Raw genomic sequence first — 26,926 nt, forward strand, 5'->3', positions numbered from 1 at the left:
GTGTGTGGCGAGCGGTTCTCAGCGGTATCCAATTCCAGTTAGCCTGGCTGGTTTGTGTTCTGGTTGAGAACCCTGTCGTGGTTACCGCTTATACCTTGGGTAATTTGTGGTTCCACATGCGTTTTGTGGCCGATTTCCCCGGGGAGTCCACCTGTCTATTCCGTATCTGGTGTGCAGGAGTTTTGCTTGATGGCCTGCTGTTTGCCGGTGGTTTTCTGGTCAATCAGGATGGCAGTTTGCTCCCGCCGATCTGGCTCTTATGTCTATGGGCCAATTTCGCGCTGGCGTTGCGCTATGCCTTCGGCTTTCTGCGAAAAAATCTCTGGTTAGCAGCTGCTCTAGGCGGGTGGGCAGGGCCCTCCAGTTACTACCTGGGCGCGCAGCTTAATGGCGGGGTATCAATGATGCAGCCGCTTGCGGTGACATTGCTGGTATTTGCGCTGATCTGGGCAACCTTTTTGCCTGGGCTTGTAGCGTTTAGCCGGCCATCACTACAAGAGAGGGTACACTGACAATGTTTGCTTGGATGGCTGCTGCACTGGTTGCGGGCACCAGTTGTGGCTTCGAAGGGGAGTTTTTCGCCCGCGGTATAGCGACGGATCTCTCGAATGGTCAGGTAGTGTACTGTGAATACCACCTGCCGGCTGAGCCGGGGCAGGCGGGCACGCTGAGCCAGCGCCAGGTTCTGTATTACAGTCCTGAAGGCAACATCATCGCAAAAAAGACAATCAGAAGGGTCGCATCCCCACGGCCGGATGTTTTACAGCTGGATCTTCGCCATGGCGAACAGCGTCAAGTGCAGAGAGGAGATCGGGGCTGGCAGCTACAGTATCAAAGCCGGCAAGGTGAGAATGTCAGGGGCGTCGTGCTTGCGCGAGATGAAGTCGATGTGGTTGACGCCGGCTTTGATGAATTTGTGCGGCAACATTGGGACGGATTGCTGCGCGGCGACAGGGTCGCTTTCGATTTTGCCTCACCGGTTCACGGCCGCAAAGTAGGGTTGCGAGCACGTAGTATTCCGTGTGATGAGGGCGGCAGCAGCCGGGTGTGTATTGATGTGGACGTGGCGCAGCCGCTTTTGCGACTCTTTGCTGGCAGCCTGCATTTACAGTACGACGATGAAAGTCGACGGCTTCTGGTGTTTGAAGGTGTAAGCAATGTTCTGGATGCGCGCGGCAACAGCCAGAAGGTACGTATCCGCTATGATTATCCTCGGCAACAAGAGTATTGAGTGCCCTGTAGTCAAAGGCGGCTCTGTCCGATTCCTCCCCCTGTCCCAATTTTTTTAGCTTCCTACCTATTCCATAGACCTTCAGGTCATCTATTTTTCCCGGTCAATGTTGGCGCACACTTCCACCGACGTCTAAACCTAAAGAGGATACAGGCGACACACGTAGTGAGGAGAGCCAAGTGAAATTGAAACTGTTGGCCGCTGTGGGCTTGAGCGCAGCAACCTTATTCGGATGTGCCTATCAGCCAGAACAGGTCCCGGGCGCCGGAAACGTCGTGATTGATACGTACGGCGTGAACATGCGGCAGTATCAACTCGATCTTGCCGACTGCAAGGGGTTGTCCATGGCTGCGAGAAATGATGCCGGACGGCGAGGCGTTGTTCGCGCTGCGGGTGGTGCACTGCTGGGCGGTGCGTTGGGCGCAATCATTGGCGATACCAGCAGTGCAGCTGCGGCCGGTGCCGGAGCTGGCGCATTACTCGGTGGTGTCAGCGGCGTTGGCAGTGCCAATGCGGAACAGAATTACATAGTGCGCAATTGCCTGCGTGGGCGAGGCTATCGGGTTTTGAATTAAAGCAGGTTTTGTATTCGGCAACTCACAGGACTTTGCTATTTGGCCGGACTTCGCTCCGGCCTTTTTTTGTTTGCTCGTAGCAAAATTTGGCAAAAAAAAGAGCGGCTCGAAGGCCGCTCTCTCTTGTCGGTTTGCTTTTACCGGGTTATTCGCCCAGGGTGAATAGCTGGGTGTTACCGCCGGTTGCCACGATATTGACCGTCTTGGTTTTTTCGTTGGCAAAGCGGAACAGATAGTGCGGGCCACCGGCTTTCGGGCCTGTGCCGGACAGCCCCATACCGCCGAACGGGTTCACGCCCACAACCGCACCCACCATATCGCGGTTCACGTAGCAGTTGCCTACATCGACGCGTTTGAAAATGGCACCGGCACGGCCTTCGATACGGGAATGCAGACCAAACGTGAGTCCGTATCCGGTCGCGTTAATGCGTTGGATCAGATCTTCCAGTTCTTCCGCCTTGAAGCGTATTACGTGCAGGAACGGGCCGAACACCTCGCGTTTGAGCAGGTTGATATCTTTAATCTCAACCACCTGCGGGCCAAAGAAGGTGCCGCTTTGCGGGCGCTGGTCTTCGTTGAAGGCAAACACCTGTTTGGCTTCTGCCTGCATGCGCTCGCGATGCTTCTCCAGAATGCCCAGGGCTTTTTCGTCGATTACCGGGCCGATGTCGGTTTCCAGCTTGGACGGGTCGCCAAGTGTGAGTTCTTCACAGGCACCTTTCAGCATGTTCAGCAGATTGTCTGCAATCACATCCTGTACGCACAGGATTCGCAGTGCGGAACAGCGCTGGCCGGCGCTCAGGAACGCGGACTGGATGACATCATCCACAACCTGCTCCGGCAGGGCGGTGGAGTCTACGATCATGACGTTCTGGCCGCCGGTTTCGGCGATCAGCGGCACGATGGGGCCGTCTTTTGCGGCCAGCTGCATATTGATGTGCTTGGCGGTCTCGGTGGATCCGGTAAAGGCAACCCCGGCTACATGCGGGTTGTCCAGCAGCGGTTTACCGATGGCGGCACCGGTGCCGGTAATCAGGTGCAGAACTTTTTGTGGTACGCCGGCTTCGTGCATAAGTTGTACGGCACGGTGGGCGATGGCCGGTGTCTGTTCGGCCGGCTTCGCGAGTACCGCGTTACCCGCCGCCAGTGCGGCGACGACCTGACCGGTGAAAATCGCCAGCGGGAAGTTCCAGGGGCTGATACATACAAACACGCCGCGTCCACACAGGCTGAGCTCGTTGCTCTCACCGGTTGGTCCAGGCAGTACGGTAGGTTCGCCGAAGTGCTGGCGTGCGCCGTTGGCGTAGTAACGGCAGAAATCCACCGCTTCACGTACTTCGGAAATACCGTCATTCAGTGTACGGCCGGCCTCGCGGCAGATGATGGCAACCAGCTCATTCATGTGCTGTTCGTACAGGTCGGCGATTTTGTCGAGTACGTTTGCACGCATCTCTCCGCCGAGCTTGTTCCAGCCGCGCTGGTGTTCTGCCGCAGAGGCAAAGGCCTTTTCAATCAGCGCTGTATCGGTGTCGGCGGTGTGGCCTATCACTTCACCGGTCGCCGGGTTGTAGATCGGCTGATCCGCGTTGACCGCAACACCGTCGACAAGTGGGGCGCCCACGTACAGGTTGCCAGCAGACTGCTCCACGGCAGCGGCGAGGGGGTTCAGCGCGATGGGATCGGTAAGCTCGATGCCGTGGGAATTTTTACGCGGCAGGGCTTCGTGGCCGAGGTAAATATCGGACGGTACCGGAATCTGTGGATGGCGATAGGGGTCGCAGGCTTCACTCTGCTTGAGGGTATCCTTGACCAGTTCGCTGACCGGTGTTTTCTCGTCCATAAAGCGGTTTACGAAAGAGCTGTTGGCACCATTTTCAAGTAGTCGGCGAACCAGGTAGGGCAGCAGGTCTTTGTGTGCGCCTACCGGAGCGTATACGCGCACCGGTACACGGCGACCGTGTACCGCTTCGATTTGATCGTACAGCAGGTGGCCCATGCCGTGCAGGCGCTGGAATTCGAAATCATCGGCATTGCCGGCCAGTTCGAGGATCAGGCCCACGGTGTAGGCATTGTGGGTGGCAAACTGCGGGTAAATGGCATCGCGCGCATCGAGCAGTTTTTTCGCACACACCTGGTAGGACAGGTCGGTGTGGCACTTGCGTGTATAAACCGGGTAGTCGCTCAGGCCCATCTGCTGGGCGTGTTTGATTTCGCTGTCCCAGTAAGCGCCTTTCACCAGTCGCACCATCAGTTTACGGCCGCTGTCGCGACCCAGCGCGATCAGCCAGTCGGCAACGTGCGGCGCACGCTTCTGGTAGGCCTGTAATACAAAGCCGAGTCCCTGCCAGCTACTCAGCTCCGGATCGCGGGCGAGGGCTTCGAAAATATCCAGGGAAATATCCAGGCGGTCTGCTTCTTCCGCGTCGATATTGAGGCCCATATCGTATTTGGCGGCGGCCAGGCAGAGTTCTTTCACCTTGGGCAGCAGCTCGTTCATGACTCGCTCGCGCTGCAGCTCAGTGTAGCGCGGGTGCAGGGCGGAGAGCTTGATGGAAATACCGTTGGCTTCCACCACGTCACGCTTGGTGTTGTCGGCGCCGATCGCTTCGATGGCCATCATGTAGGAATCGAAGTAGCGCTGGGCATCCGCCATGGTACGGGCGCCTTCGCCGAGCATGTCGAAGGAGAAGCGGGTGCCAGGCTTGTTTTCCGCCGGGCCCCGTTTCAGGGCTTCCTTGATGGTACGGCCGAGAACATACTGGCCGCCCATGATTTTCATGGCCTGCATCATGGAGGTGCGCACCATGGGCTCGCCCATGCGGCTTACCATGCGCTTCATCCAGCTGGAAGGCTTCTCGGTGATATCCGGATCCAGTTCTACGATGCTGCCAGTGAGCATCAGCCCCCAGGTTGAGGCGTTCACGAACAGCGAGTCAGACTGGCCGCGATGGCTGGACCAGTTGCCGGAGTGCACTTTCTCGGCGATCAGTTTGTCTGCAGTATCGGCATCCGGTACGCGCAGCAGGGACTCTGCCAAGCACATCAGGGCGACGCCTTCCTTATTAGACAGGCCGAACTGCTGCAGGAACGCGTCCAAAGTGCCGCGTTTGCTGCGGTGCTCGCGAGACTTCACCACCAGCTGGCTTGCGGTATCCAGGATCTTCTGTCTCAGGGCCTCGCCCGGACGGGGTGCGGCCAGCAGTTCACTGACGCACTGGTTTTCGTCGGCGTGCAGGTACTCTCTAGCCTTTTGACGGGCGTTTTGCAGGTCTCCGGCGAAATGTGTAGGCATACTTTTTCCTCAAAGCTCCCAGACTGATTTTAAGGGCAGGATAAAAACCCGGATTATGTGGCAAACCGTGCAGAATTAATCGCCATATTGGCGACAAGTGTGGTTAAATATAGGGCTTATCCGGTTAATCACCAGTAGGGTATTTTGCTATGTCTCGGAAATTGGAAGATCTGGATCGCATTGATCGCCAGATCCTGCGGATTTTGCAACGTTCCGGTCGCCTGCCGAATGTCGAGTTGGCTCGGCGGGTAAACCTAAGTCCCACCCCTTGCCTGGAACGCGTCAAGCGCCTGGAGCGCGAAGGGTTCATTCGCGACTATGTGGCGCTGCTTGATCCGCTTAAGGTACATGCAGGCCTTGTGGTCTACATCCAGGTATCCCTGTCTGATACGGCAACAGAGGCGCTTGAAGCCTTCAACCGGCACGTTTCCAGTCTGGAAGAGGTGCAGGAGTGTCACATGGTTGCCGGCGGTTTTGATTACTTAGTCAAAATCCGCATTAAGGATATGCTCGGTTACCGCCAATTCCTCGGTGAAAAGCTGGCTTCGGTGCCGGGCGTGCGGGAAACCCATACCTACGTGGTCATACAGGAAGTGAAAACCGATACCTCGGTCGCGGTGCCGGACCCGGAACCCAAAGCCGGTAAACGCTGATCATCCCGTAAGTTAGCCCTGGATTCCGTTCAGGTTCAGGTGTAAAGGAAGTCTTTCCATTGGCTGGCGAAAAAACGGCAAACTATCGCGCGACAATTTACGCGCTGGCGGCGGTGCTCTGTTGGTCCACCGTTGCCAGCGCGTTCAAATTGTCCCTGCAATATCTCTCTCCCCTGCAACTCGTCACCATCGCCTCGGTGGTGTCCTCTATATTCATGGCCCTGGTCGTCACCTGGCAGGGGCGTTGGTCTGACCTCTCACAGAGTTGGAGTCACAACCGGGGCTGGTACATCGCCCTCGGTTTCTGCAATCCTTTCCTTTATTACCTGGTGTTGTTTCACGCCTACGAGCTGTTACCGGCGCAACAGGCACAGCCGCTTAACTACACCTGGGGTGTGGTTCTGGCGCTACTCTCCGTTCCGCTATTGAAGCAGAAGTTGCGCCGGCAGGATCTGCTTGCCGGGCTGGTGTGTTACTCCGGGGTGCTTGTTATTGCTACCCAGGGGCGGCTGTTGGCACTGGACTTCCAGGAGCCGGTGGGAATAGGGCTGGCTCTGTTCAGTACTTTGATCTGGTCCTGCTACTGGCTGCTCAATACCCGAATTGGGGGTAATGCTGCAGTGAATTTGCTGTTGACCTTCCTCTGCGGGCTGCCGTGGCTGGCGGGTGCGCTGTGGTGGCAGGGCGGTTGGCAGTGGCCACCGGTGGAGGGCTGGATCGGCGCCGTCTACGTGGGCCTGTTTGAAATGGGTATTGCCTTCCTTCTTTGGCAGGCAGCGATGCTGAGTTGCGACAACACGGCCCGGATCAGTAACTTTATTTATCTCTCTCCACCCTTATCGCTGCTGCTAATTGCGTTACTGGTGGGCGAAAAAATCCATATGGCGACGATTGGCGGTCTAGCGCTGATATTGCTGGGCGTCGCCATTCAGCAGGGATTGCTGCGGCGCTGGTTGTTGCGGCGCCCAGCGACCTGAGAGCGCCAGCAAATTTAAAATAACGATATAAATAGTGAGCATGTGCGATGAACTTTGAATTGACTGACGAGCAACAGATGATTCAGGAGGCCGCGCGGCAGTTTGCCGACAGCGAGCTAAAGCCGGTAGCGGCCGAGCTGGACAAAACCGGCAACCGTCCGTTGTTCCTGGAAAAACTGAAACAGCTGGCCGAGCTGGGGTTTATGGGGATCAATATTGATCCGGAGTTCGGTGGTACCGGCGCAGGTACTATTGCATTCAGCCTCGCGATCACCGAACTCGCGCGTGGCTGTGCGTCTACAGCCACAACAACTTCGGTAACCAATATGGTTGCTGAAGTGATCCAGGCAAAAGGCTCCGAAGCCCAGAAAGACTACTTCCTGCCAAAAATCTGTAGTGGTGAATATGCCGCGGGTTCATTCTGCCTGACAGAGCCGGCTTCAGGCTCCGATGCGGCAGCCATGCGCACACGCGCCGTACGAGATGGCGACGACTATGTACTGAATGGCAGTAAGTTGTTTATCAGCAGTGCAGAATTTGCCGGTGTGTTCGTGGTTTGGGCGGTAACGGATTCTTCTGCGCCAAAAGGTAAGGGCATTTCCTGTTTTCTGGTAGAAGCGGGCACGCCCGGCCTGGTCATTGGCAAAGCGGAAGAGAAGATGGGCCAGAAGGCCTCTGTGACCAATGAAGTTGCCTTCGAGGATTGCCGAATCCCCGCATCGAATATGTTGGGCGAAGAGAATCGTGGCTTCCGCATCGCCGCGGGCGAATTGGCTGGTGGCCGGATTGGTATTGGCTCGCTGGCGCTGGGTATCGGCCTCGAAGCCCTGGACTGCGCGCGTGCGTATTTGCAGGAGCGGGAGCAGTTCGGCAAACCGCTGGCCCAGTTTCAGGGGTTGCAGTGGCAGCTCGCAGATAAATACACAGAATTGGAAGCTGCGCGTTTGTTGTTGATGCAGGCGGCATGGCAGAAAGATGCGCGGCAGCCCTTTGGGCCGGCGGCGTCTATGGCAAAACTCTATGCCTCGGAAAAAGCCAACGAGGCCTGTTACGTGGCCCTGCAGATGCATGGTGGTGTGGGCTATACGCGAGAATTTCCGCTGGAGCGGATGTCCCGCGATGTCCGTATTACCACCATTTATGAGGGTACCAGCGAGATTCAGCGCCTGATTATTGCGCGGCATCTTTTGGATGGTGTGCGTTAGCCCAATTCGTGTTCAGCGGGTAGAAAGCTCTCTGCCCGCGCTACTCACTCCTTAAACTGCACTTCCAAAAAGGCTTTTCCCGCTTTTAAGACCAGCGTTTGGCATGAAGTGCCAGCCCGTGTCGGAAAATTGCGTATGTAGGCACCGCAAAACACGCACATTAGGAATTGTTGACTAAATTTACCTTCAAAAGTATCCCCGCAAAGGCCGGGGCCAATTGGGTACTGGGCAGTTTAACGGTTTTAGCACGTGCGAATTTTCTATTTTTCAGTTGCTTTGCTGGTTGTCAGTGTTGGACTGGCAGTGCCGTCCTCTTATGCGCAGGGCGCAGATGACGAGACTGGGCAACTGCTCGAGGTTATCGAGGTTCAAAAGCGTCGCCTCGATGAGCAGGAGCGCCAGCAGCAACAGTTGCGCCGGCAGGTCGAAGCTTTGCAGCGACAACCGCCAACTTCGCCTTCGGCACATCCGCTAGAGCTAACTTCCGCTGAAGAAACTGAACTGAAAGTTTTATTGGATCGGGAGGCGCAGGAAGCAGCGCTCAATTGGCCCGGTTCTTTTGACGTCTTCGGCACCAAAACACGCCTCAAAATCAGCGGCTTTGTCGAGTTGGATGTTACCCACGACAACCACGCCATTGCCTCACCGACCGCCTTTGTTACCTCGGCCATCGCGACAAGAGACGGCATTCCGATAGAGGGATCGGATGGCATTACCCACTTTTCGGTTCAGACCTCGCGACTTGTGGTGGAAACCCGAACGCCTGTGGGCAAGCACCAGCTGACCACGTACATTTCCATGGACTACTTCGGTCAATTCTTCAGCGCAAACCCTGATCCTCGCATGCGCCAGGCTTACGGCGAAGTGAGTGATATTCTTTTCGGGGGAGACCTGTTGCTGGGCCAAGACTGGTCGACCTTTACGTATCTTCCTTCATTCCCCAATACATTGGATTTTGAAGGGCCTCCCTCTGGCGTTGCAACCCGGCGAGCCATGCTGCGCTGGACGAAGGAGTTAAGGCGTTGCCTCAGTCTTAAATTGGCACTGGAAGATCCGGTTGGCCGAGCTTTTACGAATGCCCCCATTCTAGATCTCGTGGACATTTTCGCCGAGCTGGACTCGGTGCCGGAATGGCCGGATGCGGTGGCTGCTTTGGCGTGGGAAACGGATGACGCTCGCATTGAGGGTGCGCTTATCACCCGTGACCTTCGGTTTAGTGCTAACGATGAGGGCACAATATCCGAGACTGCCTGGGGTGCCAACTTCTCCGGAAGACTCAACATGCCGTGGTCGAACCGGCAGGATTTTTTGACGTTCGGCTACGCGCTCGGAGAAGGTATTGGTGGCTTATTGAATGACTCTCCACCCGGTGCGGTTTATGACTTCGACACCAATACCCTGGATACCATTACCTCCCGCGGCGGCTGGCTTGGATTCCAGCACTGGTGGAATCCGGATTTTTATTCGGTGGTCACTCACGGGCAACTCAAAGTGGATAACTATGAATTTCAGCGACCTGAAGCATACCGGCGTGCAAAGTACAGTAGTGCCAACCTGGTCTGGACGCCGTTTCCCAAATGGCTGTTTGGCTTTGAGGCGCTTTACGGCTCCCGCGTCGACAGGGATGACAGAAGAGGCTCTGTTACCCGCTTTCAATTTACCAGCCGCCTGACTTTTTAGGGGCACGATAATGCTGAATTACACACAGAGCGGCCCTTTAGTCAGAGGCTGGAACCGTCAGCGGGTTGTTGCGCGCTTCTGGCTGAGAAAGATTCTGGTTCTTGCGTGCGTACTGATACTTGGTGCCTGTGCCCATAGCACAACCAAAATCGATAACGTATGGAGTGCCCCGGGCAGTGGCGCCTACTCAATGGGGCGAACCATGGTGATTGTGTATACGCGGAACCCTGCGGTGAGTGGCATGGTAGAGAGCGTTATCGTGCGGGAGCTGCAAGATCAGGAGGTGTCAGCTGTCGGCTGGCATAGCGCGGTTCCGGGCGTGCATGGGCCGAGCCGTAGACAAGTCGTGCCGGTGGTCACCTCCGGTGGATATACTTCGGTACTCTCTGTGAACGTGCTGGATGTGAAGCAGGTAGAAAGGGACTATCCTGCCTCGCAGGTTGCCCGGGCGGAAGTCAAATTGTTTAGCGTCGTTACCCAAAAACTGGTCTGGAGCATGGCCGCTGACACTTATGTTCGCACCATTGCGGCGACCAATTACATCATGCCGGAAGAGGCGGATGTTCAGAAATTTTCCAAAGCATTGACTGCAGAACTAATCCGTTCCGGCATTTTGTGATCGAAAGTGTTGAATGGCGAGAGGTAATTCCAGAACGGTCCCCGCGGGCTAGTCAGCGGGGATGTCCGGATAATGGATTTCGCAGATGTAATAGGTGATCCACTGTTCCATCTGCTGGATTTCCACTTCATCGTCCAGCCGTTTTCCCAGTAGCGCCCGGGCGACGGGCGAGTCCATGGAGATCAACCCCTCTTTTACATTGAACTCATCAGGGCCAACGATGCGGTAGCGCAGGGCGTTTCCGTCTTCATCCTCGAGTGTTACCCAGGCACCGAAAAAAATCTTTTCGCGATCTTCCGGAATACGATCGACGACGGTCACTTCTTCCAGTCGTTTGGTGAGAAAGCGGACCCGGCTGTCGATTTCCCGCAACCGTTTTTTACCGTAAATGTAATCGGCATTTTCCGATCGGTCCCCGAGCTTGGCCGCATCGCTGACGGCCTGGGTAACACGGGGGCGTTCCACTTCCCACAAGTGCTTTACTTCCACACGCATGCGCTTTGCGCCTTCCGGCGTAATGTACCTTGAGCCGCGTGGGCGCGGCGGTCTCCAGCGCCCCATCAGGCCTTGCCTCCGAGGTTGACGATATCTATACCGGGGCCGGATTGCGGCAACGGAAAACCAAAAACGCGGCTGTAAAATTCCAGTTCACCCTCCAGCGCCATTTTGATACTGCTGGCACTGCGGAAGCCATGGCCTTCGTCGGCGAAGGTGATGTAGGCCACCGGTAGCCCCCGTTCTTTGAGTGCATCTACCATCGCTTGCGCCTGATTGGGTGGTACGACTTTATCCTCCAGCCCCTGGAAGAAAATCACCGGGCAGTTCAGCTGTTCGATATGTTCAATGGGGGAGCGTTGCCGATAGATTGCTTCGGCTGCAGGCCATGGGCCCACGAGCTTGTCCAGATAGCGCGATTCAAACTTGTGGGTATCCCGGGCGAGGGTAGTGAGGTCACCAATACCGTAGTGGCTGGCACCCGCGGAAAAGGTATCGTGGAATGCCAGCGCTGCAAGTACCGTGTATCCGCCCGCGCTGCCACCTTTGATCAGTAGTCGTTCGGGGTCGGCCAGGCCGCCGTCAACCAGATGATTTGCGCCGGCGCAGACATCTTCAACGTCCAGAATTCCCCAGTTGTCCTGCAGGCGGTCGCGGTAAGCACGGCCGTAGCCGGTACTGCCGGAATAATTGACATCGAGAATGGCAAAGCCACGGCTCGTCCAGTACTGCACCTTCAGATTGAGCCCCGCAGAAGTGGCTCCGGTGGGGCCGCCGTGGCTGAATACGATCAGCGGCGGCCGCTCGCCCGCAGGCGCGGTAAAAACGGGATTGCACGGTGGGTAGTAGAACGCGTGAACCGTCCGCTCGCCAACACAAAATTCAACCGCCTGTGCGCGGGATAGCAGACTGCCTGCCAAGTTGATCGTGCTGCTGCTGGCGATCGTCGTGAACTGATCCTGTTTGGCATCGTACTGCGCAACACAGGGGAAGTCTGTCGGCCCACTGGCGATGAACACAGCTTTGCCGTCATCACAGCGGATACTCTCAAAGTCGCATCCCGTATGTTCGAGGAAGCGATGTGATCCATCCTCCAGATCCAGTAGCGCCAGTTTCCAGCAGCCATTTTCGCTGAAGGTGCAGAATATCTGTTCTGGGCTGATGAACCCGTAAGTGGACATGCCGAACACCCATTGGGGCGTCGCGAACTCGGCGGCTTTGTCCCAAAGGGGCTGCTCGCTGCCGTGACGGTACAGATTCCACCAGTTGTTGCGGTCGGATACGTAGTACAGCTCTCCACTGGCCGACCACTGCGGCTGGAAAATGGATTCGTTTGCGGCGCCGGCAATTTTGCCGGTGCGAGTCGGTTTGCCGTTGCTATCAAGCTCCGCCAGCATGAGTTCGGTTGCGTCCCAGGGCATGTTGGGGTGGTGCCACTGCAGGAAACTCAAGCGATTCCCTGCAGGATTGAGTGCGGGGTTGGAGTAAAAATCAGCACCTTCCGCGAGAATCTCTATCGCTTCTTTATTGTTCAGGTCGTTGTTGTTCAGATCAATCGCAACAAGCCGGGCGATGGCTTCATGATCACTCTGGCTTTCGTCTTCCTGTACACAGATCAAACGCTGGCGCGTGTTATCGAGTACGAGGTCGGCATAATGATATGAGCCTTCAGGGGTGAGCGGCTCGGGGACTGTGCCATCCAGCGGCATACGGTAGATGCGTTGGTCGGCAGCGAGGACAAAATACACCCAGCCGTCGCCGACGATATAGCAGCCGCCGCCATATTCGTGCGCCTTGGAACGCACGCTGAGGGGCGCGGGAAGAAGGTCGCGCTTACCTTGCTTGGGGTCGTATTCGACCAGTACTGAGCGGCCTTTTTCCGTGGGCCTGGACTCGAGCCAGTAGGCGCGGCCATCGTAAAGGCGTGCCTCGCTAAGCCGTACATTGCCGGAAGTTAACAGGTCCGCGCTAATTTCCGAGGTCCAGCTGCCAAACGGAGCGGTACTCCGCTCGTTGGAGGTTTTTGGCGTTATTGCATCAGACATGGGACTGCGGGTTCTCCTGAAAGGATTCGCTGTATTGATTTTCCGGCATTGTACGTTGGTGTCGGCGCCACACAAGGGGCGCTGTTTCACATTACGGGGCTATGTTAGGCTCGGGTAACTGGTCCAAACCAAGCGTTTGCTTGGTTGTGGTTGGCCGACTGACTTGCACACTGACTTGCATATTGGTTGCGAGAAAAAATAGCGATAACAAAACGGTTGCCTGGAGAATGCCATGTCACCTTGCCCACCTGCTGCGGATGCAACGGAAGTAGTGATTACCTGTGCTCTCACCGGAGTGCTCACCAATCCCACCCAGCATCCGGTGCCGGTAACGCCGGAGCAAATGGCCCGGTCAGCGAGAGAAGCCTACGACGCCGGGGCCTCTGTGATGCATGTGCATTTTCGCGCACAGGAAGCGGATCGCGGGCACTTGCCGAGCTGGAATCCCGCTGTGGCCGTTGCTGTTGCTGACGCGATTCGCGCAGCCTGCCCGGATGTCATTTTGAACTTCACTACCGGTACGATCGGGCGCGATCAGCAAGGGGCCCTGGACTGTCTGCGTGCGGGACGGCCGGAGATTGCCGCATGTAACGCCGGCAGCCTCAATTACCTGAAAGCGCGCGCCAACGGCCAGTGGGCCTGGCCCCCTATGCTGTTTGAAAACCCCGTGGAAAAGATAGAAGAGCTGTTGGCGGTTTGCCGCGAGGAAGGCATTCGCCCGGAGTTCGAATGTTTCGATGTCGGCATCCTGCGCTCGGTGGGGATGTTCGCCGATGTCGGTCTGGTACCCGCGCCCAATTACAATCTGGTGATGGGGGTAGCCTCCGGCATGCCGGCCGATGCAGACCTGCTGACATTGCTTCCCCGCTATATGAAGCCGCAATCCCTGTGGCAGACCACATTGATTGGCCGCGATGAAATCTGGCCGGTTCATCGTAAGACCGCGGAGCTGGGCGGACACTTGCGTACGGGTATGGAAGACACGTTTTACCTGCCGGGTGGCGAGCGGGCCAACGGTAATGGCCAACTGGTCGAGGCCCTCGTGGAGATTGCCGAGCAGGCCGGGCGCAAAGTCGTTTCGCCGCAAAGGGCCCGGGAAATCTTTTTATGACCTGCGCAGCGGCATTGCGAGGGATTGGCTGCAGAGTGGGAACGGGCTGCTAGGCTTAGTTTGTATGCGTCATTCGACGCCAAACCATCGCGCTCCCGCATCGCTCATGTCGCTATGGGCCGGTCCAGCTGGGGGCGTGCTTGCGGAGTAGTGTATGCAGGAGTTCCTCGAAGGTCTGGGAGCCCTGGTCGGCTGGGGCAATAGCCTGACCTGGGGTGGTATCGGCGGTATCTGGTGGCTGGGTATCCTGATTACCGCGTTACTGCCCGCCGGTCTCTATTTTACCTGGCGCACGGGCTTTGTTCAGTTTCGCGGTTTCCGCCAGATGCTGCGGGTGATGGGGCACAGTTTCCGCAAGGAACACGACGATTCAGTTTCCTCCTTTCAGGCGTTCGCCACCAGTGCTGCGGCCCGTGTCGGCACCGGCAATATCGCGGGCGTAGCTGTCGCGATTACGGCCGGCGGCCCCGGGGCTGTTTTCTGGATGTGGGTGGTGGCCATGCTCGGTATGGCGACCAGCCTGATCGAGAATATCCTGGCGCAAACCTACAAGGAGCAGGGTGAGGTGGCGGGCACTTTCCGCGGTGGGCCAGCCTATTACATCGATAAAGGATTGGGAAAACGCTGGAAGTGGCTGTCGATCGTATTTTCCATATGTCTTATCATCTGCTTTGGCTTCTTTTTCAATGCCGTGCAGTCGAATGCCATGGCGGAGGCCATTCATGCGGCCTGGGGCGTCAACCCACTGCTGATGGGCTTTGTGATCGCGGTGTTGGCTTCACTCATTGTATTTGGCGGTATCAAATCCATCGGTCGCTTCGCCGGTATCGTGGTGCCGATTATGGCGCTGTGCTACCTCGCCATTGCGACGTTCGTCATTCTGACCAATATTCCCCGAATCCCGGAAGTGTTTGCGCTGATATTCAGTAATGCGTTTGGCGTTCAGGAGGCCGGTGCTGGCGCATTTGGCGCAGTGGTCGCGAACGGGATCAAGCGCGGGCTTTTTTCCAATGAAGCAGGTATGGGGTCTTCGCCAAACGTCGGCGCCGCCGCGGATGTAAAGCATCCGGTGGTGCAGGGGTATGTGCAGATGGCTTCAGTATTCCTCGATACCATGCTGATCTGTAGCGCGACGGCCTCCATTATTCTGCTAAGTAATGTCGAGCTGAGCGGTGTGGTGGAGGGTGTGACTCTTACTCAGTCTGCACTGGCCAGTGAAGTGGGTAGTTGGGGCAACAGCTTTATTGCCATCGCCCTGATATTTTTCGCTTTTACCTCGATCATCGCCAATTACTACTACGCCGAAACCAATATTTTCTACTTGTGGCATACAAGGACATCGATTTTCTGCTATCGAGTGTTATATATAGGGTTCATTCTGTTTGGTGCCTGGGTGGCTTGGAGCGGCCGGGAAGACAATTTTCAGCTGTTGTGGAATCTCGCGGACATGTCGATGGGCTTTATGGCTTCGGCAAACTTGCTGGCGATTTTGCTGCTATCCGGCGTTGCAGTGCGGGTTTTTGCGGATTACGAGGCTCAACTCAAACAGGGGGTAAAGGAGCCGGTGTTCGATGCCCGTCGTCACCATATCCCGGGTATTGAACCGGATGTTTGGGGCGGAGGCCCGCATATTCCGGGGGAGCACGCGGGTGAGATTCATCCCCGCCATACCCGCGCCCGTAAACGATAAACTGTAAGTCAGGGGGCGACCCGGCTGGCCTCAGCCTCGCAGGTTGCACCCTGATCACTTTCACCGACATGAATCTGTATCAATAATTGTCCGCTACTTACCTGCGAGCCCCTGGTAATACTGATCGCTGTGACTATGCCATCGCAATCGGCTTTCAGGGTGTGCTCCATCTTCATCGCTTCCATGGTGGCGAGCGGATCTCCTGACAAGACGGGGCTTCCTTCCTGAACGCAAATGCCGGTAATGTATCCATCCATAGGCGCTTGGATGCGACCGCTTCCTTTTGCAATTGATTCGGCCGCGGGCGCATAAGTCACATCTTCGAACTCCCACTGGTATCCATCAAGTACCAATTTCAATTGGTCATGTCGTAAATACCAGAGAACTTTTCGGTGTACCTGATCGATAGTGACGCGGATGCCATGAGGATAGGGTTGCCCTGGCGGGATTTCCGGAAACTCGATGGTGACTTCTTTGCCTTCAACGGGGTGTACTAAATATTGACGGGGCGTATGTGCTTGCAGTGTGGCGTGCCAGTACGTTTCATCTTCACGGAAATAGTACTGCCGCCCCGCACCTGATTGGTTTGAGTGCCAGTTTGCCCTTGCGGTTCGTTGATCCCTCTGTGACAGAGTATTCGTGAGAGACATATGATGCACTAGTGCGCAGCCGAGCGCTCGCACGTGATTGTGGCAGACGGGCGTTCGTGTGGGTTCGGAAAATTGTTGAGTCAGGTAACCCGTATGCGCTTTTCCTTGGACAAAAGTCATATCCTCTATGATCTGTCTGAGGAAATACTGGTTATTGTGTGGGCCGACCAATTGCAGCGTGTCGAGGGCATTGCCGAGTCGGCGCCGCGCCTGCTCCCGATTATTGCCCCAGGCCATCAGCTTGCCCAGCATGGGGTCATAAAACGGTGAAATCTCCAGCCCGGTGGCCAGGGCGTGATCGAAGCGTATCGAAGTGTTTTGTGGCGCTGCAGGTCGGGCCTGATACTCCGTTCCTTCCGGTGCTTGCCAGTGTAAAACTGTACCGCTCTGGGGGAGAAAGTTTCGCGCGGGGTCTTCGGCATACAGGCGAACTTCTATCGCATGTCCGCTCAGATGCACGTCCTCTTGAGATAGCGGCAGGGGTTCACCCCGGGCCACGGCCAGCTGCCAGGCAACCAGGTCCGTACCGGTGATCATTTCTGTGATGCCGTGTTCAACCTGCAGCCGCGTATTCATCTCGAGGAAGTAAAAGTTGTCGTTTTCATCCAGCAGGAATTCCACCGTACCGGCGCCGACGTATTGGCAGGCGCGGGCGAGGGCGGTCGCCGCATTGCCCATTTTTTTGCGCAGACGTGGAGATACTGCCGGGGAGGGGGCCTCTTCGACGATTTTCTGATGCCTGCGTTGGATTGAGCAATCCCGCTCACCCAGGTAGATACAATTGCCGTGCTGGTCTGCAAATATCTGGATCTCGATGTGGCGCGCGTTGAGAACGGCCTTTTCCAGAATCAGTTCGTCACTGCCAAAGGCCGAAAGGGCCTCGGCACGCGCGGAATGGTAGTGGGCTTCAAAATCCATATCCTCGTGAACGGTGCGCATACCACGGCCACCGCCACCCGCGGCCGCTTTCAAGATTACCGGGTACCCAATTTCACTGGCATGCCGGCGCAGTTCCGAGCATTGTTGGCTGCCTTGATAGCCGGGTATACACGGTACACCTGCGCCAATGGCAAACTCCTTGGCGCGCCGCTTGTTACCCATCAATTCGATTGCTTCGGCGCACGGACCAATAAAAGACAAGCCCGCTTCGATGCAGGCACGGGCAAAGGCCGGGTTTTCGGAGACAAACCCGTAGCCGGGGTGGACGCAATCGGCACCTCCGGCTTTCGCCGCCTGGATAAGTTTGCTGATGTCCAGATAGGATTCCTGCGGGGTGTTGCCACCAATCGGAATGGCGATATCCGCCGCTGCAGCATGGGGGGCGTTCTGGTCCGCATCGCTGAAGATCGCGACCGTTTGATAGCCCTCCAGTTTTGCGGTTCGGAGGATGCGCAGGGCAATTTCCCCACGGTTGGCGATGAGCAGCGTAGGCATGTCTGGCTTCCCTGATAAAACTTGCAGTCAAGATTTTTTACGAGAGGGCAGAATGCCCATCAATTTACAGATGATGCCGAGCATGACCTCGTCGGCGCCGCCACCGATGGCGGTGAGGCGCAGATCCCGGTATGCGCGGTTGATCTGGGTTTCCTCCATGTAGCCCATACCTCCCCAAAACTGCAGACACTGGTCCGGGATACTGCGGGTTAGCCGGCCGGACTTGAGTTTAGCCATGGAGGCCAGTGTGGTGACATCTTCACCGCGGCAATAAGCCGCGACGGCGCGATAGGTTAATGCCCGCAGACACTCCACCTCTGTCTGCATTTCGGCCAGGGCAAAATGAATGCTCTGGTTGTTGAGCAACGGTGCACCGAATGCCTGGCGGTCACGCACATAGTCGATTGTGGAAGTTACGCAGTTTTCCAGCCCCATCATTGTGAGGGCTGCACCAGCGAGACGTTCTTCCTGGAACTGCAGCATTTGCAGTAGGAAACCGGCGCCTTCGTCTCCGATCCGGTAGCGTTTGGGAATGCGCACCTGATCAAAAAATACCGGCGCGGTTTCCGAGGCGCGCATGCCCATTTTTTGTAATTTGTTGCCCACCCGAACGCCGGGCAATTTCGCAGGGATAACGACCAGTGATTTATTGCTGTGGGCTTTGTCGCCCCCGGTGTTGACCAGCGTGCAAAAAAAATCTGCCTGGGTGGCGTTCGTGATCCACATCTTGCTGCCGCTTACCAGGTAGTCGTCCCCGTCGCTGGTGGCCGTTGTCGCGATAGCGGAAACATCGGAGCCGGCACCGGGCTCTGAAACTGCAATGGAGGCGACGGCATCGCCCCGGATCGCGGCGGTGAGAAATTCCTCCTGCAGTTCCCGGTGGGCAAAATGTGCGAGTGCTGGTGTAGCCATTGCGGTTTGTACGGAAATGGACAGGGGGATGCCGCCACAATGTGTCGCGCCCAGCGCTTCGAGAAATACGGTTTCGTAGCTGAAGTCCAGTCCCATACCGCCCAGTGGTTCTGGCTTGCTGATGCCCAGCAGCCCGAGGTTACCCAACTGCTTGAATATGGCTTTTATTGGAAAGCCCCCGGCGGCCTCCCATTCGTCAACATGAGGGTTGAGTTCCTGCTCGACAAAGTTGCGAACGGTACGCTGAAGTTCCTGATGCTGCTGGGTCATGATCATGGCAGTAATCCCGGAGCGTTATTGTTTTCGAGTTTAGAATCTCGCTACACCAAAAGAATTCCGGCGGAGGGGAAGATGCTCGGCATCCCGGCAAATATCGAGTAGCAATCCCAGTAGCGGCCGGGTATCCCGAGGGTCGATGATGCCGTCATCCCACAGGCGCGCAGTGCACGAGAGCGCGTCTGAGCCGGCCTCCATAAATTGCGAAGTATCCCGTTCGATCTGGTCCAGTGCGGTTTCGTCCACCGCTCCTGCCCGTTGCATTTTTTGTTCGGTAACGATGCGCATAACCTTGCCAGCCTGAGGTGCCCCCATGACTGCGGTACGCGCATTTGGCCACGCGAAAATAAACCGCGGATCAAATCCGCGGCCGCACATGGCGTAGTTGCCGGCGCCGTAGGACCCGCCCACGACAACGCTGAGTTTTGGTACCTGGGCATTGGCGACGGCCTGAATCATTTTGGCACCGTGCTTGATAATGCCGTTCTGCTCCACTTCAGTGCCAACCATAAAACCCGTGGTATTGTGCAGGAACAGTAGCGGTGTTCCGCTCTGCTCGCACAACTGAATAAACTGCGCTGCCTTATTGGCCCCCTGGGGTGTGATTGGACCATTGTTGCCAATAACCCCCAGCAAGTGGCCCTGGATACGGATATGACCACAGTAGGTTTGCGTGTCGAATGTCGGCTTGAACGGCAGCGCGGCGGAGTCGTCGGCTATGCGCGCCAGGATTTCGTCAACGAGATAGGGTTTGCGGCTGTCTGCCGGCACGACACCCAGCAGCTCTTCAGCGGAATACCTCGGCTCCAGCCAGGCTGAGGGCAGGCCAGTTGACGAGTCGGGCGGTGTGGGGCGGGGCAAAGTTGCAACGATTTCCCGTGCCAGACGGATGCCATCGCGGTCATTTTCTGCAATATAGTCCCCGGTGCCGACCTTGCTGCAATGCATGTCTGCGCCACCGAGCTCTTCTTCGCTGGCAATCTCCCCGGTAGCGGCTTTAAGTAGCGGTGGGCCGGCGAGGTACATGCCCGACTGTCTGCGCACCATGATCACATAGTCCGACAACCCCGGCTGATAGGCGCCTCCTGCCGTTGCGCTGCCGTGCACCACGGTGACCTGGGGAATGCCGGCGGCAGACAGTCGCGCCTGGTTGGCAAAACCGCGGCCGCCGGGGGCGAAGGTTTCGTTGGCATACATCAGGTTGGCGCCACCACTTTGTGCAAGGGTGACCATGGGGAGCCCGTTTTCCAACGCGATTTGCTGCATGCGCAGCGCTTTGTCCATCCCTGCCGGAGAAATTGTGCCGCCTTTTACTGCGTAGTTATCCACGCGGACAAGGCATCGCACACCGCTGACCGTTCCTATACCACAGATCGCACCGCCGCCAGCTCCGCTACCATCCCGGTCATCGTAACGCTTGTAGCCGGCGAGGCCACAGAGCTCAAGGAAAGGCGCCCCCGGATCGAGCAAGTGATTGAGACGTTCGCGGGGGAGGAGTAGCTGGCGCTGGTGATAGCGCTCCGCTTTTTCGTTCTCTGCATCGACGATCCGCTGCTCGGCCTGCCGGAACGCAGACAATGCCTGATGCATGGCCTCGCAGTTGAGCGTGTAGTCTTCACTTTGGGGGTTGAGGGCAGAGCGAATGGGTTGCACGGAACGTTGCCTCTGTATTTGTGCTGGCCACGCGCCGGATCAAAGTGCGCGCTGATTGCCAGTAAACAATGAAACAAGCCGATATACCGCGCGGCTATCGATGAAAGGGTAGGGGAATACTTGTACCGTCCCGTGTTTACCCCGACAATGTCCCTAAGCTACCAAGCAAGCGCTTGGTTATCAACGGGTGTGACGCGGGCAATACCGCGCGTCAGCGACAAGACCGTAGGTGTGAATACTTTGACTGGAACCGAAACGCCGCGTGACAAGGGGGCCCGTAAAGGTAGAGAGCGTGGGCGCAGTACCTTGGCGAAAGGTAACGGGAGCCAATTGTTCCAATCCCTGGTGGCGGCGGGTGACATCAGCGATCCGGTCAGTCCCCGGGGGCGCCTGATCATTGCGGCCGCCCGCCTGTTCCAGCAGCGTGGGTTTGCGCGCGCCACTGTGCGCGATATCGCCGCTGAGGTCGGCATTCTGTCCGGAAGTATTTTTCATCATGTCAAAAGCAAGGAAGACCTGCTCTGCGAGGTGATGTTGGAGGTCACCCGGTTTGCGCGCTCACGTATGGCGGCATCAGTTGCGGGGCAGCACGAGGCAAGGGGACGCTTGTTGGCCTGTATCCGATGTGAGCTGGAAGCGATACACGGACTTGCGGTGCCTGGCTTCCCGATTCTGGTGAGTGAGTGGCGCAGTCTTTCCGCTGCGAACCAGAAAAAGGTTCTGGTGGAGCGGGAGCAATACGAGGCGATATGGCTGCAGGTATTGGCAGAGCGCCCTGCACATCTGGGCATCGCCGACCCCCATTTAGCCCGTAAACTGCTGCTTGGCGCACTTTCATATACCCATAGCTGGTTCAAACCTCGTGGTCGTGGCCTGACCCTCGAAGAGCTTGCCGGGGAGGTTTTGGTGACTGTATGGCCACCAATCCCAATGCCGAATAAATGAGATGGCGTTCATTTTCTTGCTGTGAACCCCGTTGGTAATCCCACACAGCGTTAGTATTCCCCAGATTCCCTGAGAACCAGTGCGCAATCATGTGCTGCTGAATCTTTTACTCTCTGACCAAAACAAACAGCGTGATTACGCTGTGTTCAGTTATTGGGGTTTTATTGGGGAGGCTCCTGGGAGCAATACATGTCGGGCCAGCAAAAATTTCAAATCGTCTCTTCGGGCAAGGTACTGCGGGCCAAAAAACCGAATGAAGTACTGGCAGAGATGGTCAGTGCGTTTTCCATTTCTCCGCAACAGGCGCGTCAGCTTTTTCTGAAGGGCTGGGTTATTAAGGACCAGTTATCGCCGGGGCAGGTAGTGCAGTACCGTACCCAGCTACAGCAAATAGGCCTGAAAATCGAGGTGCACCCGGCGGGTACATTTGACAACCGCGCGCTGCTGGCACGTATGCAATTTGCCAAGCAGCGGCAGGCGCGCAAGGCTGCGGGTAACGGCGTTGCGGATGGGCGTCCCGCGAAGGATGCGCCACACCAGTCGCAGAATGCTGCCAAGGCGGTTACCCCACCTTCCTCTGGCTCAGTTGCGGTCGCTGAACCTCCTAAGCCGGCGGCTACCATTGCCGCTCCGGTTCGGCGCACTGGTTCGGCTGCCGCAAAATCAACAAGCGCAAATGCAGCTCGTGAAGGTGATGCTCCCGGTCAGCAGTCAGCGCGCAAGCAATTAGCGGCCCTTTTTCGAGAAGATCAGGAAGCACTTGGCGGTATTGAACAAAACCTGGCTGCGTCGCGCGTGCGTTTGTTGCCCGGTATTCTCGCGGCATCGGTCGTACCGCTGCTCTTCACAGTGATGACACTACTTGTGGTTTATCAGGCGGGTGTCGCGTTGTGGAATATTCCCTCCGCGATACTCGACGGCTCTTTTGGCGTGGGTACGATAGTGGGGAGCGGCCTGTCTCTCCTGTTGCTGATATTTTTTGCTGTCCTGTTCCTGCTGCCGTACTACCGCGGTTATCGTTTACCGGAAAGTACGGCGATCACTTTGTCCAAAGCCGAGGCGCCGGGTCTTTACCTGCTACTTGATGTTTTGGGTACGAAAACCGGCCTGCCGGTTCCCAGCGAAATTCGGTTGACCCCAGGCGCGGAGGTCGAAGTTTCAGCGAAGGGGTTGCGGCCGTTGCTGCGAGGGGAGCTCACCCTGTCGCTAGGGTTGTCAGCAGTAACCACGCTGAATGGTGGCGACACACTGGCACTGATTGGTCGGGCTCTGGGCTATTACCAGGGGCGCCTTGGCTGTCTGGCAACCTGGCTACTGGTGGCCCCGGCACGCCGTCTGCAGGCGATGCAGGACGCACTGGAGAATGAAAAAACCGTACTATCGGCTGATGATGGCCAACTGCCCGCAATTGCGCGTTTGCCGCATCGTCTTCTTGCGGCATCCGGTCTGGCACTGGTACCTGTAGTGGATCGTTTGCAGTCACTGCATCGCAGCGCCAGCCAATCGGTGGGGCGAACGCTGGCGGGGCGTGTGGATACCACTGCCGCCTGCTTTCTCGGTAGCGAGGGTTTCTCTGAATTTGTGGCGCATTGGCATCAGCTGAACCATGCCGACCTGGTTACCGGCGAAATCAACCGGGAAGCACAGCTGGTGGGTAAGCGTTTGTCCGATTACCCAGCGGCGGTGCGCTGGCTTTACGGCAATCTCGATGAAGAGACCCGGAGTAGCCTGGAGCTCGCCATGGAGGATGATACTGACTTGTGGAGCCTCAGCGAGCCAATCGGCACCGCGCGGCTGTACGAGGTAGAAGACAGGGAGTTCGCCTCGGTACTGGCGCGTACGGATTTCAGCCTGGTCAAACTGTTTGCCGATATTCGCGAGTTGAGCAGCCGTGTCAGCCGCATCGGTGTCGATGAACATTGCCGCGCGGTTGAGAACAGGTCGCTGATGGCCGCAAGCAAAGAGGCCGAACAGGCGCAAAAAGTTCTGGCGGAATACTTCAATCGCATCGTACCCCGGGACCTATTACCCCTGGAGTTGCCATCGAATGAAGATCTCCAGCGCCTGGATTTGCAGCGGTCTGTGGACTGGCTGCGCAGCAGGCTGATTGAGTTGCAGGATCTCGAACAGCGCTACAACACCTTGCAGCTTCACGGGGCAAGGATTCAGCTGGGCGCCGGGCTGATACGCGGCAATGCGAAAGTGCAACCCGCCGACTACCAGCTGAGTGGCGCAACGCCGGCATCGGCAGATGAATCGCTCAAGGACAATCAAGAACGTATCAAGGATTGCCAGCAGCAGCGTGGGCAGATACTGGCCATGTTTTATCAGCGAATCCATAAGGCTATAGAAAGTATGGATACGGGACCGCGTAATCAATGTCAGGCCGCATTGAGACGGTTGCAGGCATTCGAGCAATTACGCGCGCCCCTCGCTAATGTGGAGCGCTACGGGGATCTGGCGAGTATTCTGGTTGAACGCATGCCGGCAGAAAAAATTCCGCAGCCCTTATTGCAGAAATATGTAACTGTTGCCCTGCAGCAGTGCGAAAAACTTGCCGCAGCCGTGGAGCGGCAGTCAGAAGTCCTGGGTGGCGATCTGTCCGCACGGTTGGCCGGTTTTGAAGGTGGCCGTGCCGTACTGGCGGGTGAGGGCGACGGCAAGTCTGCCCGCGACTCACTGAGTCAGGTGCAAGCCCTGGAGTTGCATTGCAAGAGCTTCGCCGCCCAGGTAAGCGACGCTTACCAGCAAAACCTGGCAGCTCTGCTACAGGAGTGTCTGGCAGAAGAGGGGCGCAGGAAGGTACGTCCCCTCCGGTTGGTCGGTGCGCTGTAACCGCCCTTCGGCTCGGGGAAGGGCAGCTGTGGATCAGCCGCCGGCCAGTTTTACTTTGAAGTTTTTGGCTTCCAGCGCGGCTTTGATCTCGTCGCGCTTGTCGCCCTGGATTTCGATCACCCCGTCTTTCAGGGTGCCGCCACAACCGCAGCGCTTTTTCAGCTCGGCGAGGATCAGCTTCAACTCGCCGTCGGTGCCCTCCAGTCCTCGCACACAGGTCACTCCCTTGCCCTTGCGGCCTTTGGTTTCCCGTTGAATCCGCACAATACCATCTCCACTGTGGCGGGTTTCCGCTTTGGGTTCATCCTTGATCCGCCCGCGGTCGGTGGAGTAAACGAGGCGGTTTTTATCGCTCATAGAAGAGTCCTGAATTTCGGTTGTGAAAATGGCGGGGCGCAAGGATAGCGGAATCTAGCCTGGCTGTTAATGAAGAGCGCGCTCAAGTCGGGGATCAAGGCGGCGCCTTCGGCTAGAATGTCACCATTTGCTCCACGTTGGTTTATGATTCCGCCTCCGCGCCTTACGCCTCATGTACACGGGGTGTGTGTAACAGAATCAGGGAAAGACTGAATGGCATTAACTGGCACCAGAAAGCAACTGAACGAGATTATCTTCGGAACGGATACCCCGGCGGGTAAAAACTTCGATGTGTTTTTGATCTGGACGATTTTGCTGAGTGTGATCCTCGTCATGCTCGCTTCTATTGAGAACCTGTCCGTTCGCTATGGCGACCTGTTCTTTGGATTGGAGTGGTTTTTCACCGCACTGTTCACGATCGAATACCTGACGCGTATTTACTGTGCCAGGGAGCGCAGGTCTTACATTTTCAGTTTTTACGGCATAGTCGACCTGCTGGCCATTCTCCCCAGCTATCTCGCCCTGATCTTTACCGGTGCCAGTTACCTGATGGTTATTCGCCTGTTGCGGGTGCTACGTATATTTCGGGTGCTCAAACTGGTGCGCTATCTGAGCGACGCCAACCTGCTGATGCGGTCGTTGTGGCAGGCGCGGCGCAAGATCCTCGTGTTCTATTCCAGTGTGCTGGTGATCTGTATCATTTTTGGTTCCATCATGTTCCTGGTAGAGGGGCCCAAGCACGGGTTTACCAGTATCCCCAAGAGTATTTACTGGACCATCGTGACCATCACCACGGTGGGATTCGGAGACATCACTCCCCATACGCCCCTTGGCCAGACCATTGCGTCCATGACCATGCTGATCGGTTACTCCATCATTGCCGTGCCTACCGGTATCGTTACTGCCGAGCTGGCTCACGAACTGGGTCGGGAGAAAACCCTTGCGCGTTGCCACAACTGTGGGCGCGCGGGGCACGACGCCGATTCGGAGTACTGCAAGTTCTGTGGCTACAAGCTTGAAGACTTTGACCCTATCCCCAACGACTGAGCCTGCAGGCAAGGGTTTGCGCCGGCCCCTTGAAGTGATTACCCTTGCCGCCCTCTGTTAACTCCCCGTCCAGCCACAGGTAGTCATTTTCATGGACATAAACGGATATTGCGCGCCCGGATTCGAGGCGCTTTTTGACGCGTTTGCCACAAATTTCCGTGTTCACGGGGATGTCGGCGCTGCCTTTTGCGCAGTGCAGCACGGTGAGGTGGTCGCTTCTCTGTGGGCGGGCACTGAAGATCGCGCTGGTGAGCGGGGGTTCGAGGAGCACACGCTGGTTAACGTCTTCTCCTCCTCGAAAGGTGTGTTGGCACTATTGGCGCTGCAGCAGGTCGCGGCAGGTCGCCTGGACCTGGATATACCAGTCGCGCACTACTGGCCGGAATTCGCCTCGGCGGGTAAGCAGGATGTAACTGGTAGACAATTACTGTGCCACCGGGCTGGCACAATTGCGTTCCGCGAACGTGTGCCCGATGACCTGATATATGACTGGCCCGCTGCACTGGAGAAGGTGGCCGCCACCGAGCCCTGGTGGCAACCGGGTAGTGAGCAGGGATATGCACCGTTTCTATACGGTTGGACACTGGGCGGGCTGATTGAAAAAGCGAGCGGCGTCCCTTTATTGGACCTTTACCGCCAAATGCTGGCGGAACCGCTACAGCTCGACGGTGGCTTTGGCGCGGTAGGGCACCGTTCCCAACGGATTGCCGACGTAGGCCCGCTGAAGAAGCCCTTGCCGGAGCTGCGTGATAATGCCATTGGCCGCTCAATCAAGGAGGACCGCCAGGGACCGGTCGCTACGGCATTCACCAACCCGGTATCCCTGATGATGGGCACGAATGGCGATGAGTGGCGCGGCGCCCTGATTCCTGCGGCCAACGGTCATTTCAGCGCGCGGGATCTCGCTACTATTTATGGGGACCTCGCATCCGAAGCGCCAGAGTTGCTGTCACTGGATACGCTCAGGGAAGCGACCAGGGAGCAGAGCAGGGGGCGGGACCGCATCTTGCAGACAGAGGTCGCTTTCGGATGCGGATTTATCCTGTCCGGCGCGGCAAAGGATCTGCACTTCGGCAGTGATGCCGGGTTCGGGCACCCGGGCGCTGGCGGCAGCGTTGGTTTTGGCGACCCGAAAAACGGAGTGGGCTTCGGCTATATCACCTCCCGTATGGGGCAGAGCCTGTTTATGGACCAGCGCGCGATCGGGCTGGTGGAATGTCTTTATCGCCTGATCTGAGTAAGAG

General features: G+C 57.0%; 21 protein-coding genes. 14 read left to right on the forward strand and 7 right to left on the reverse strand.

What is annotated here, in order from left to right; all coding sequences use genetic code 11:
* Positions 1–2 precede the first annotated feature (2 nt).
* The 3 genes from LC093_RS00765 (at position 3) to LC093_RS00775 (ending at position 1,806) form a co-directional block, all read left to right on the forward strand.
* The gene (locus LC093_RS00765; protein ID WP_226661000.1) at positions 3–512 is read left to right on the forward strand and encodes a DUF2878 domain-containing protein; all 510 of its coding nucleotides are present in this window, start codon (positions 3–5) and stop codon (positions 510–512) included.
* Between the two features lie 2 nt (positions 513–514).
* Complete coding sequence (locus LC093_RS00770; RefSeq protein ID WP_226661002.1) at positions 515–1,231, forward strand: hypothetical protein; 717 nt, start codon at positions 515–517, stop codon at positions 1,229–1,231.
* A gap of 179 nt (positions 1,232–1,410) precedes the next feature.
* On the forward strand, positions 1,411–1,806 hold the full coding sequence (locus LC093_RS00775; protein ID WP_226661004.1) for a glycine zipper family protein: 396 nt from the start codon (positions 1,411–1,413) through the stop codon (positions 1,804–1,806).
* A gap of 145 nt (positions 1,807–1,951) precedes the next feature.
* Here LC093_RS00775 and putA read toward each other — a convergent pair whose 3' ends face one another.
* Entirely contained in the window at positions 1,952–5,098 is a 3,147-nt protein-coding gene (gene putA, locus LC093_RS00780) for a bifunctional proline dehydrogenase/L-glutamate gamma-semialdehyde dehydrogenase PutA (protein WP_226661005.1), read from the reverse strand.
* Between the two features lie 149 nt (positions 5,099–5,247).
* Here putA and LC093_RS00785 point away from each other — a divergent pair, with 149 nt between their 5' ends.
* The 5 genes from LC093_RS00785 (at position 5,248) to LC093_RS00805 (ending at position 10,232) form a co-directional block, all read left to right on the forward strand.
* Positions 5,248–5,751, forward strand: a complete 504-nt coding sequence (locus LC093_RS00785) for an Lrp/AsnC ligand binding domain-containing protein (RefSeq protein WP_226661007.1) — start codon at positions 5,248–5,250, stop codon at positions 5,749–5,751.
* Between the two features lie 59 nt (positions 5,752–5,810).
* Complete coding sequence (locus tag LC093_RS00790) at positions 5,811–6,728, forward strand: DMT family transporter (RefSeq protein ID WP_226661009.1); 918 nt, start codon at positions 5,811–5,813, stop codon at positions 6,726–6,728.
* 47 nt (positions 6,729–6,775) lie between these two features.
* On the forward strand, positions 6,776–7,933 hold the full coding sequence (locus LC093_RS00795) for an acyl-CoA dehydrogenase family protein (protein ID WP_226661010.1): 1,158 nt from the start codon (positions 6,776–6,778) through the stop codon (positions 7,931–7,933).
* A gap of 249 nt (positions 7,934–8,182) precedes the next feature.
* Entirely contained in the window at positions 8,183–9,613 is a 1,431-nt protein-coding gene (locus LC093_RS20410; protein ID WP_226661012.1) for a DcaP family trimeric outer membrane transporter, read from the forward strand.
* Between the two features lie 10 nt (positions 9,614–9,623).
* On the forward strand, positions 9,624–10,232 hold the full coding sequence (locus LC093_RS00805; RefSeq protein WP_226661013.1) for a hypothetical protein: 609 nt from the start codon (positions 9,624–9,626) through the stop codon (positions 10,230–10,232).
* 48 nt (positions 10,233–10,280) lie between these two features.
* On the opposite strand, the gene greB is transcribed toward LC093_RS00805, so the two are convergent.
* Positions 10,281–10,793, reverse strand: coding sequence for a transcription elongation factor GreB (gene greB, locus LC093_RS00810; RefSeq protein WP_226661015.1), 513 nt, complete (start codon positions 10,791–10,793; stop codon positions 10,281–10,283).
* Entirely contained in the window at positions 10,793–12,772 is a 1,980-nt protein-coding gene (locus LC093_RS00815) for an alpha/beta hydrolase family protein (RefSeq protein WP_226661023.1), read from the reverse strand. Before LC093_RS00815 ends, greB begins: the two co-directional genes overlap by 1 nt.
* A 232-nt stretch (positions 12,773–13,004) precedes the next feature.
* On the opposite strand from LC093_RS00815, the gene LC093_RS00820 reads away from it, so the two are divergent.
* The gene (locus LC093_RS00820; RefSeq protein WP_226661025.1) at positions 13,005–13,883 is read left to right on the forward strand and encodes a 3-keto-5-aminohexanoate cleavage protein; all 879 of its coding nucleotides are present in this window, start codon (positions 13,005–13,007) and stop codon (positions 13,881–13,883) included.
* A gap of 154 nt (positions 13,884–14,037) precedes the next feature.
* The gene (locus LC093_RS00825) at positions 14,038–15,573 is read left to right on the forward strand and encodes an alanine/glycine:cation symporter family protein (protein WP_226661027.1); all 1,536 of its coding nucleotides are present in this window, start codon (positions 14,038–14,040) and stop codon (positions 15,571–15,573) included.
* Between the two features lie 8 nt (positions 15,574–15,581).
* Here the strand turns inward: LC093_RS00825 and LC093_RS00830 are convergent, their stop codons facing one another.
* From LC093_RS00830 to LC093_RS00840, 3 genes are read right to left on the reverse strand one after another with little or no spacing between them, the layout of a single operon-like run.
* The gene (locus LC093_RS00830) at positions 15,582–17,657 is read right to left on the reverse strand and encodes a biotin carboxylase N-terminal domain-containing protein (protein ID WP_226661029.1); all 2,076 of its coding nucleotides are present in this window, start codon (positions 17,655–17,657) and stop codon (positions 15,582–15,584) included.
* A gap of 27 nt (positions 17,658–17,684) precedes the next feature.
* Positions 17,685–18,845 carry an acyl-CoA dehydrogenase family protein gene (locus tag LC093_RS00835; RefSeq protein WP_226661030.1) on the reverse strand — a complete coding sequence of 387 codons (1,161 nt, stop codon included), beginning with the start codon at positions 18,843–18,845 and terminating at the stop codon, positions 17,685–17,687.
* Positions 18,846–18,878: 33 nt separating this feature from the next.
* Complete coding sequence (locus LC093_RS00840) at positions 18,879–20,498, reverse strand: acyl-CoA carboxylase subunit beta (protein ID WP_226661032.1); 1,620 nt, start codon at positions 20,496–20,498, stop codon at positions 18,879–18,881.
* Positions 20,499–20,738: 240 nt separating this feature from the next.
* Between LC093_RS00840 and LC093_RS00845 the strand changes: the two genes are divergently transcribed.
* Both LC093_RS00845 and LC093_RS00850 read left to right on the forward strand, forming a co-directional pair.
* On the forward strand, positions 20,739–21,443 hold the full coding sequence (locus tag LC093_RS00845) for a TetR/AcrR family transcriptional regulator (protein WP_226661033.1): 705 nt from the start codon (positions 20,739–20,741) through the stop codon (positions 21,441–21,443).
* Positions 21,444–21,632: 189 nt separating this feature from the next.
* A complete protein-coding gene (locus LC093_RS00850; protein WP_226661034.1) occupies positions 21,633–24,278 on the forward strand; it encodes a hypothetical protein in 2,646 nt (881 codons plus the stop codon).
* Between the two features lie 33 nt (positions 24,279–24,311).
* Here the strand turns inward: LC093_RS00850 and yciH are convergent, their stop codons facing one another.
* Positions 24,312–24,635: a stress response translation initiation inhibitor YciH gene (gene yciH, locus LC093_RS00855; protein WP_226661036.1), complete on the reverse strand. Its 324-nt coding sequence runs from the start codon at positions 24,633–24,635 to the stop codon at positions 24,312–24,314.
* Between the two features lie 213 nt (positions 24,636–24,848).
* Here yciH and LC093_RS00860 point away from each other — a divergent pair, with 213 nt between their 5' ends.
* Both LC093_RS00860 and LC093_RS00865 read left to right on the forward strand, forming a co-directional pair.
* Entirely contained in the window at positions 24,849–25,682 is an 834-nt protein-coding gene (locus LC093_RS00860; RefSeq protein WP_226661043.1) for an ion transporter, read from the forward strand.
* 91 nt (positions 25,683–25,773) lie between these two features.
* Entirely contained in the window at positions 25,774–26,919 is a 1,146-nt protein-coding gene (locus LC093_RS00865; RefSeq protein ID WP_226661045.1) for a serine hydrolase domain-containing protein, read from the forward strand.
* Positions 26,920–26,926 lie beyond the last annotated feature (7 nt).

Origin of the sequence: Microbulbifer aggregans (assembly GCF_020524005.1) — a bacterium.
Lineage (GTDB): Bacteria > Pseudomonadota > Gammaproteobacteria > Pseudomonadales > Cellvibrionaceae > Microbulbifer > Microbulbifer aggregans_A.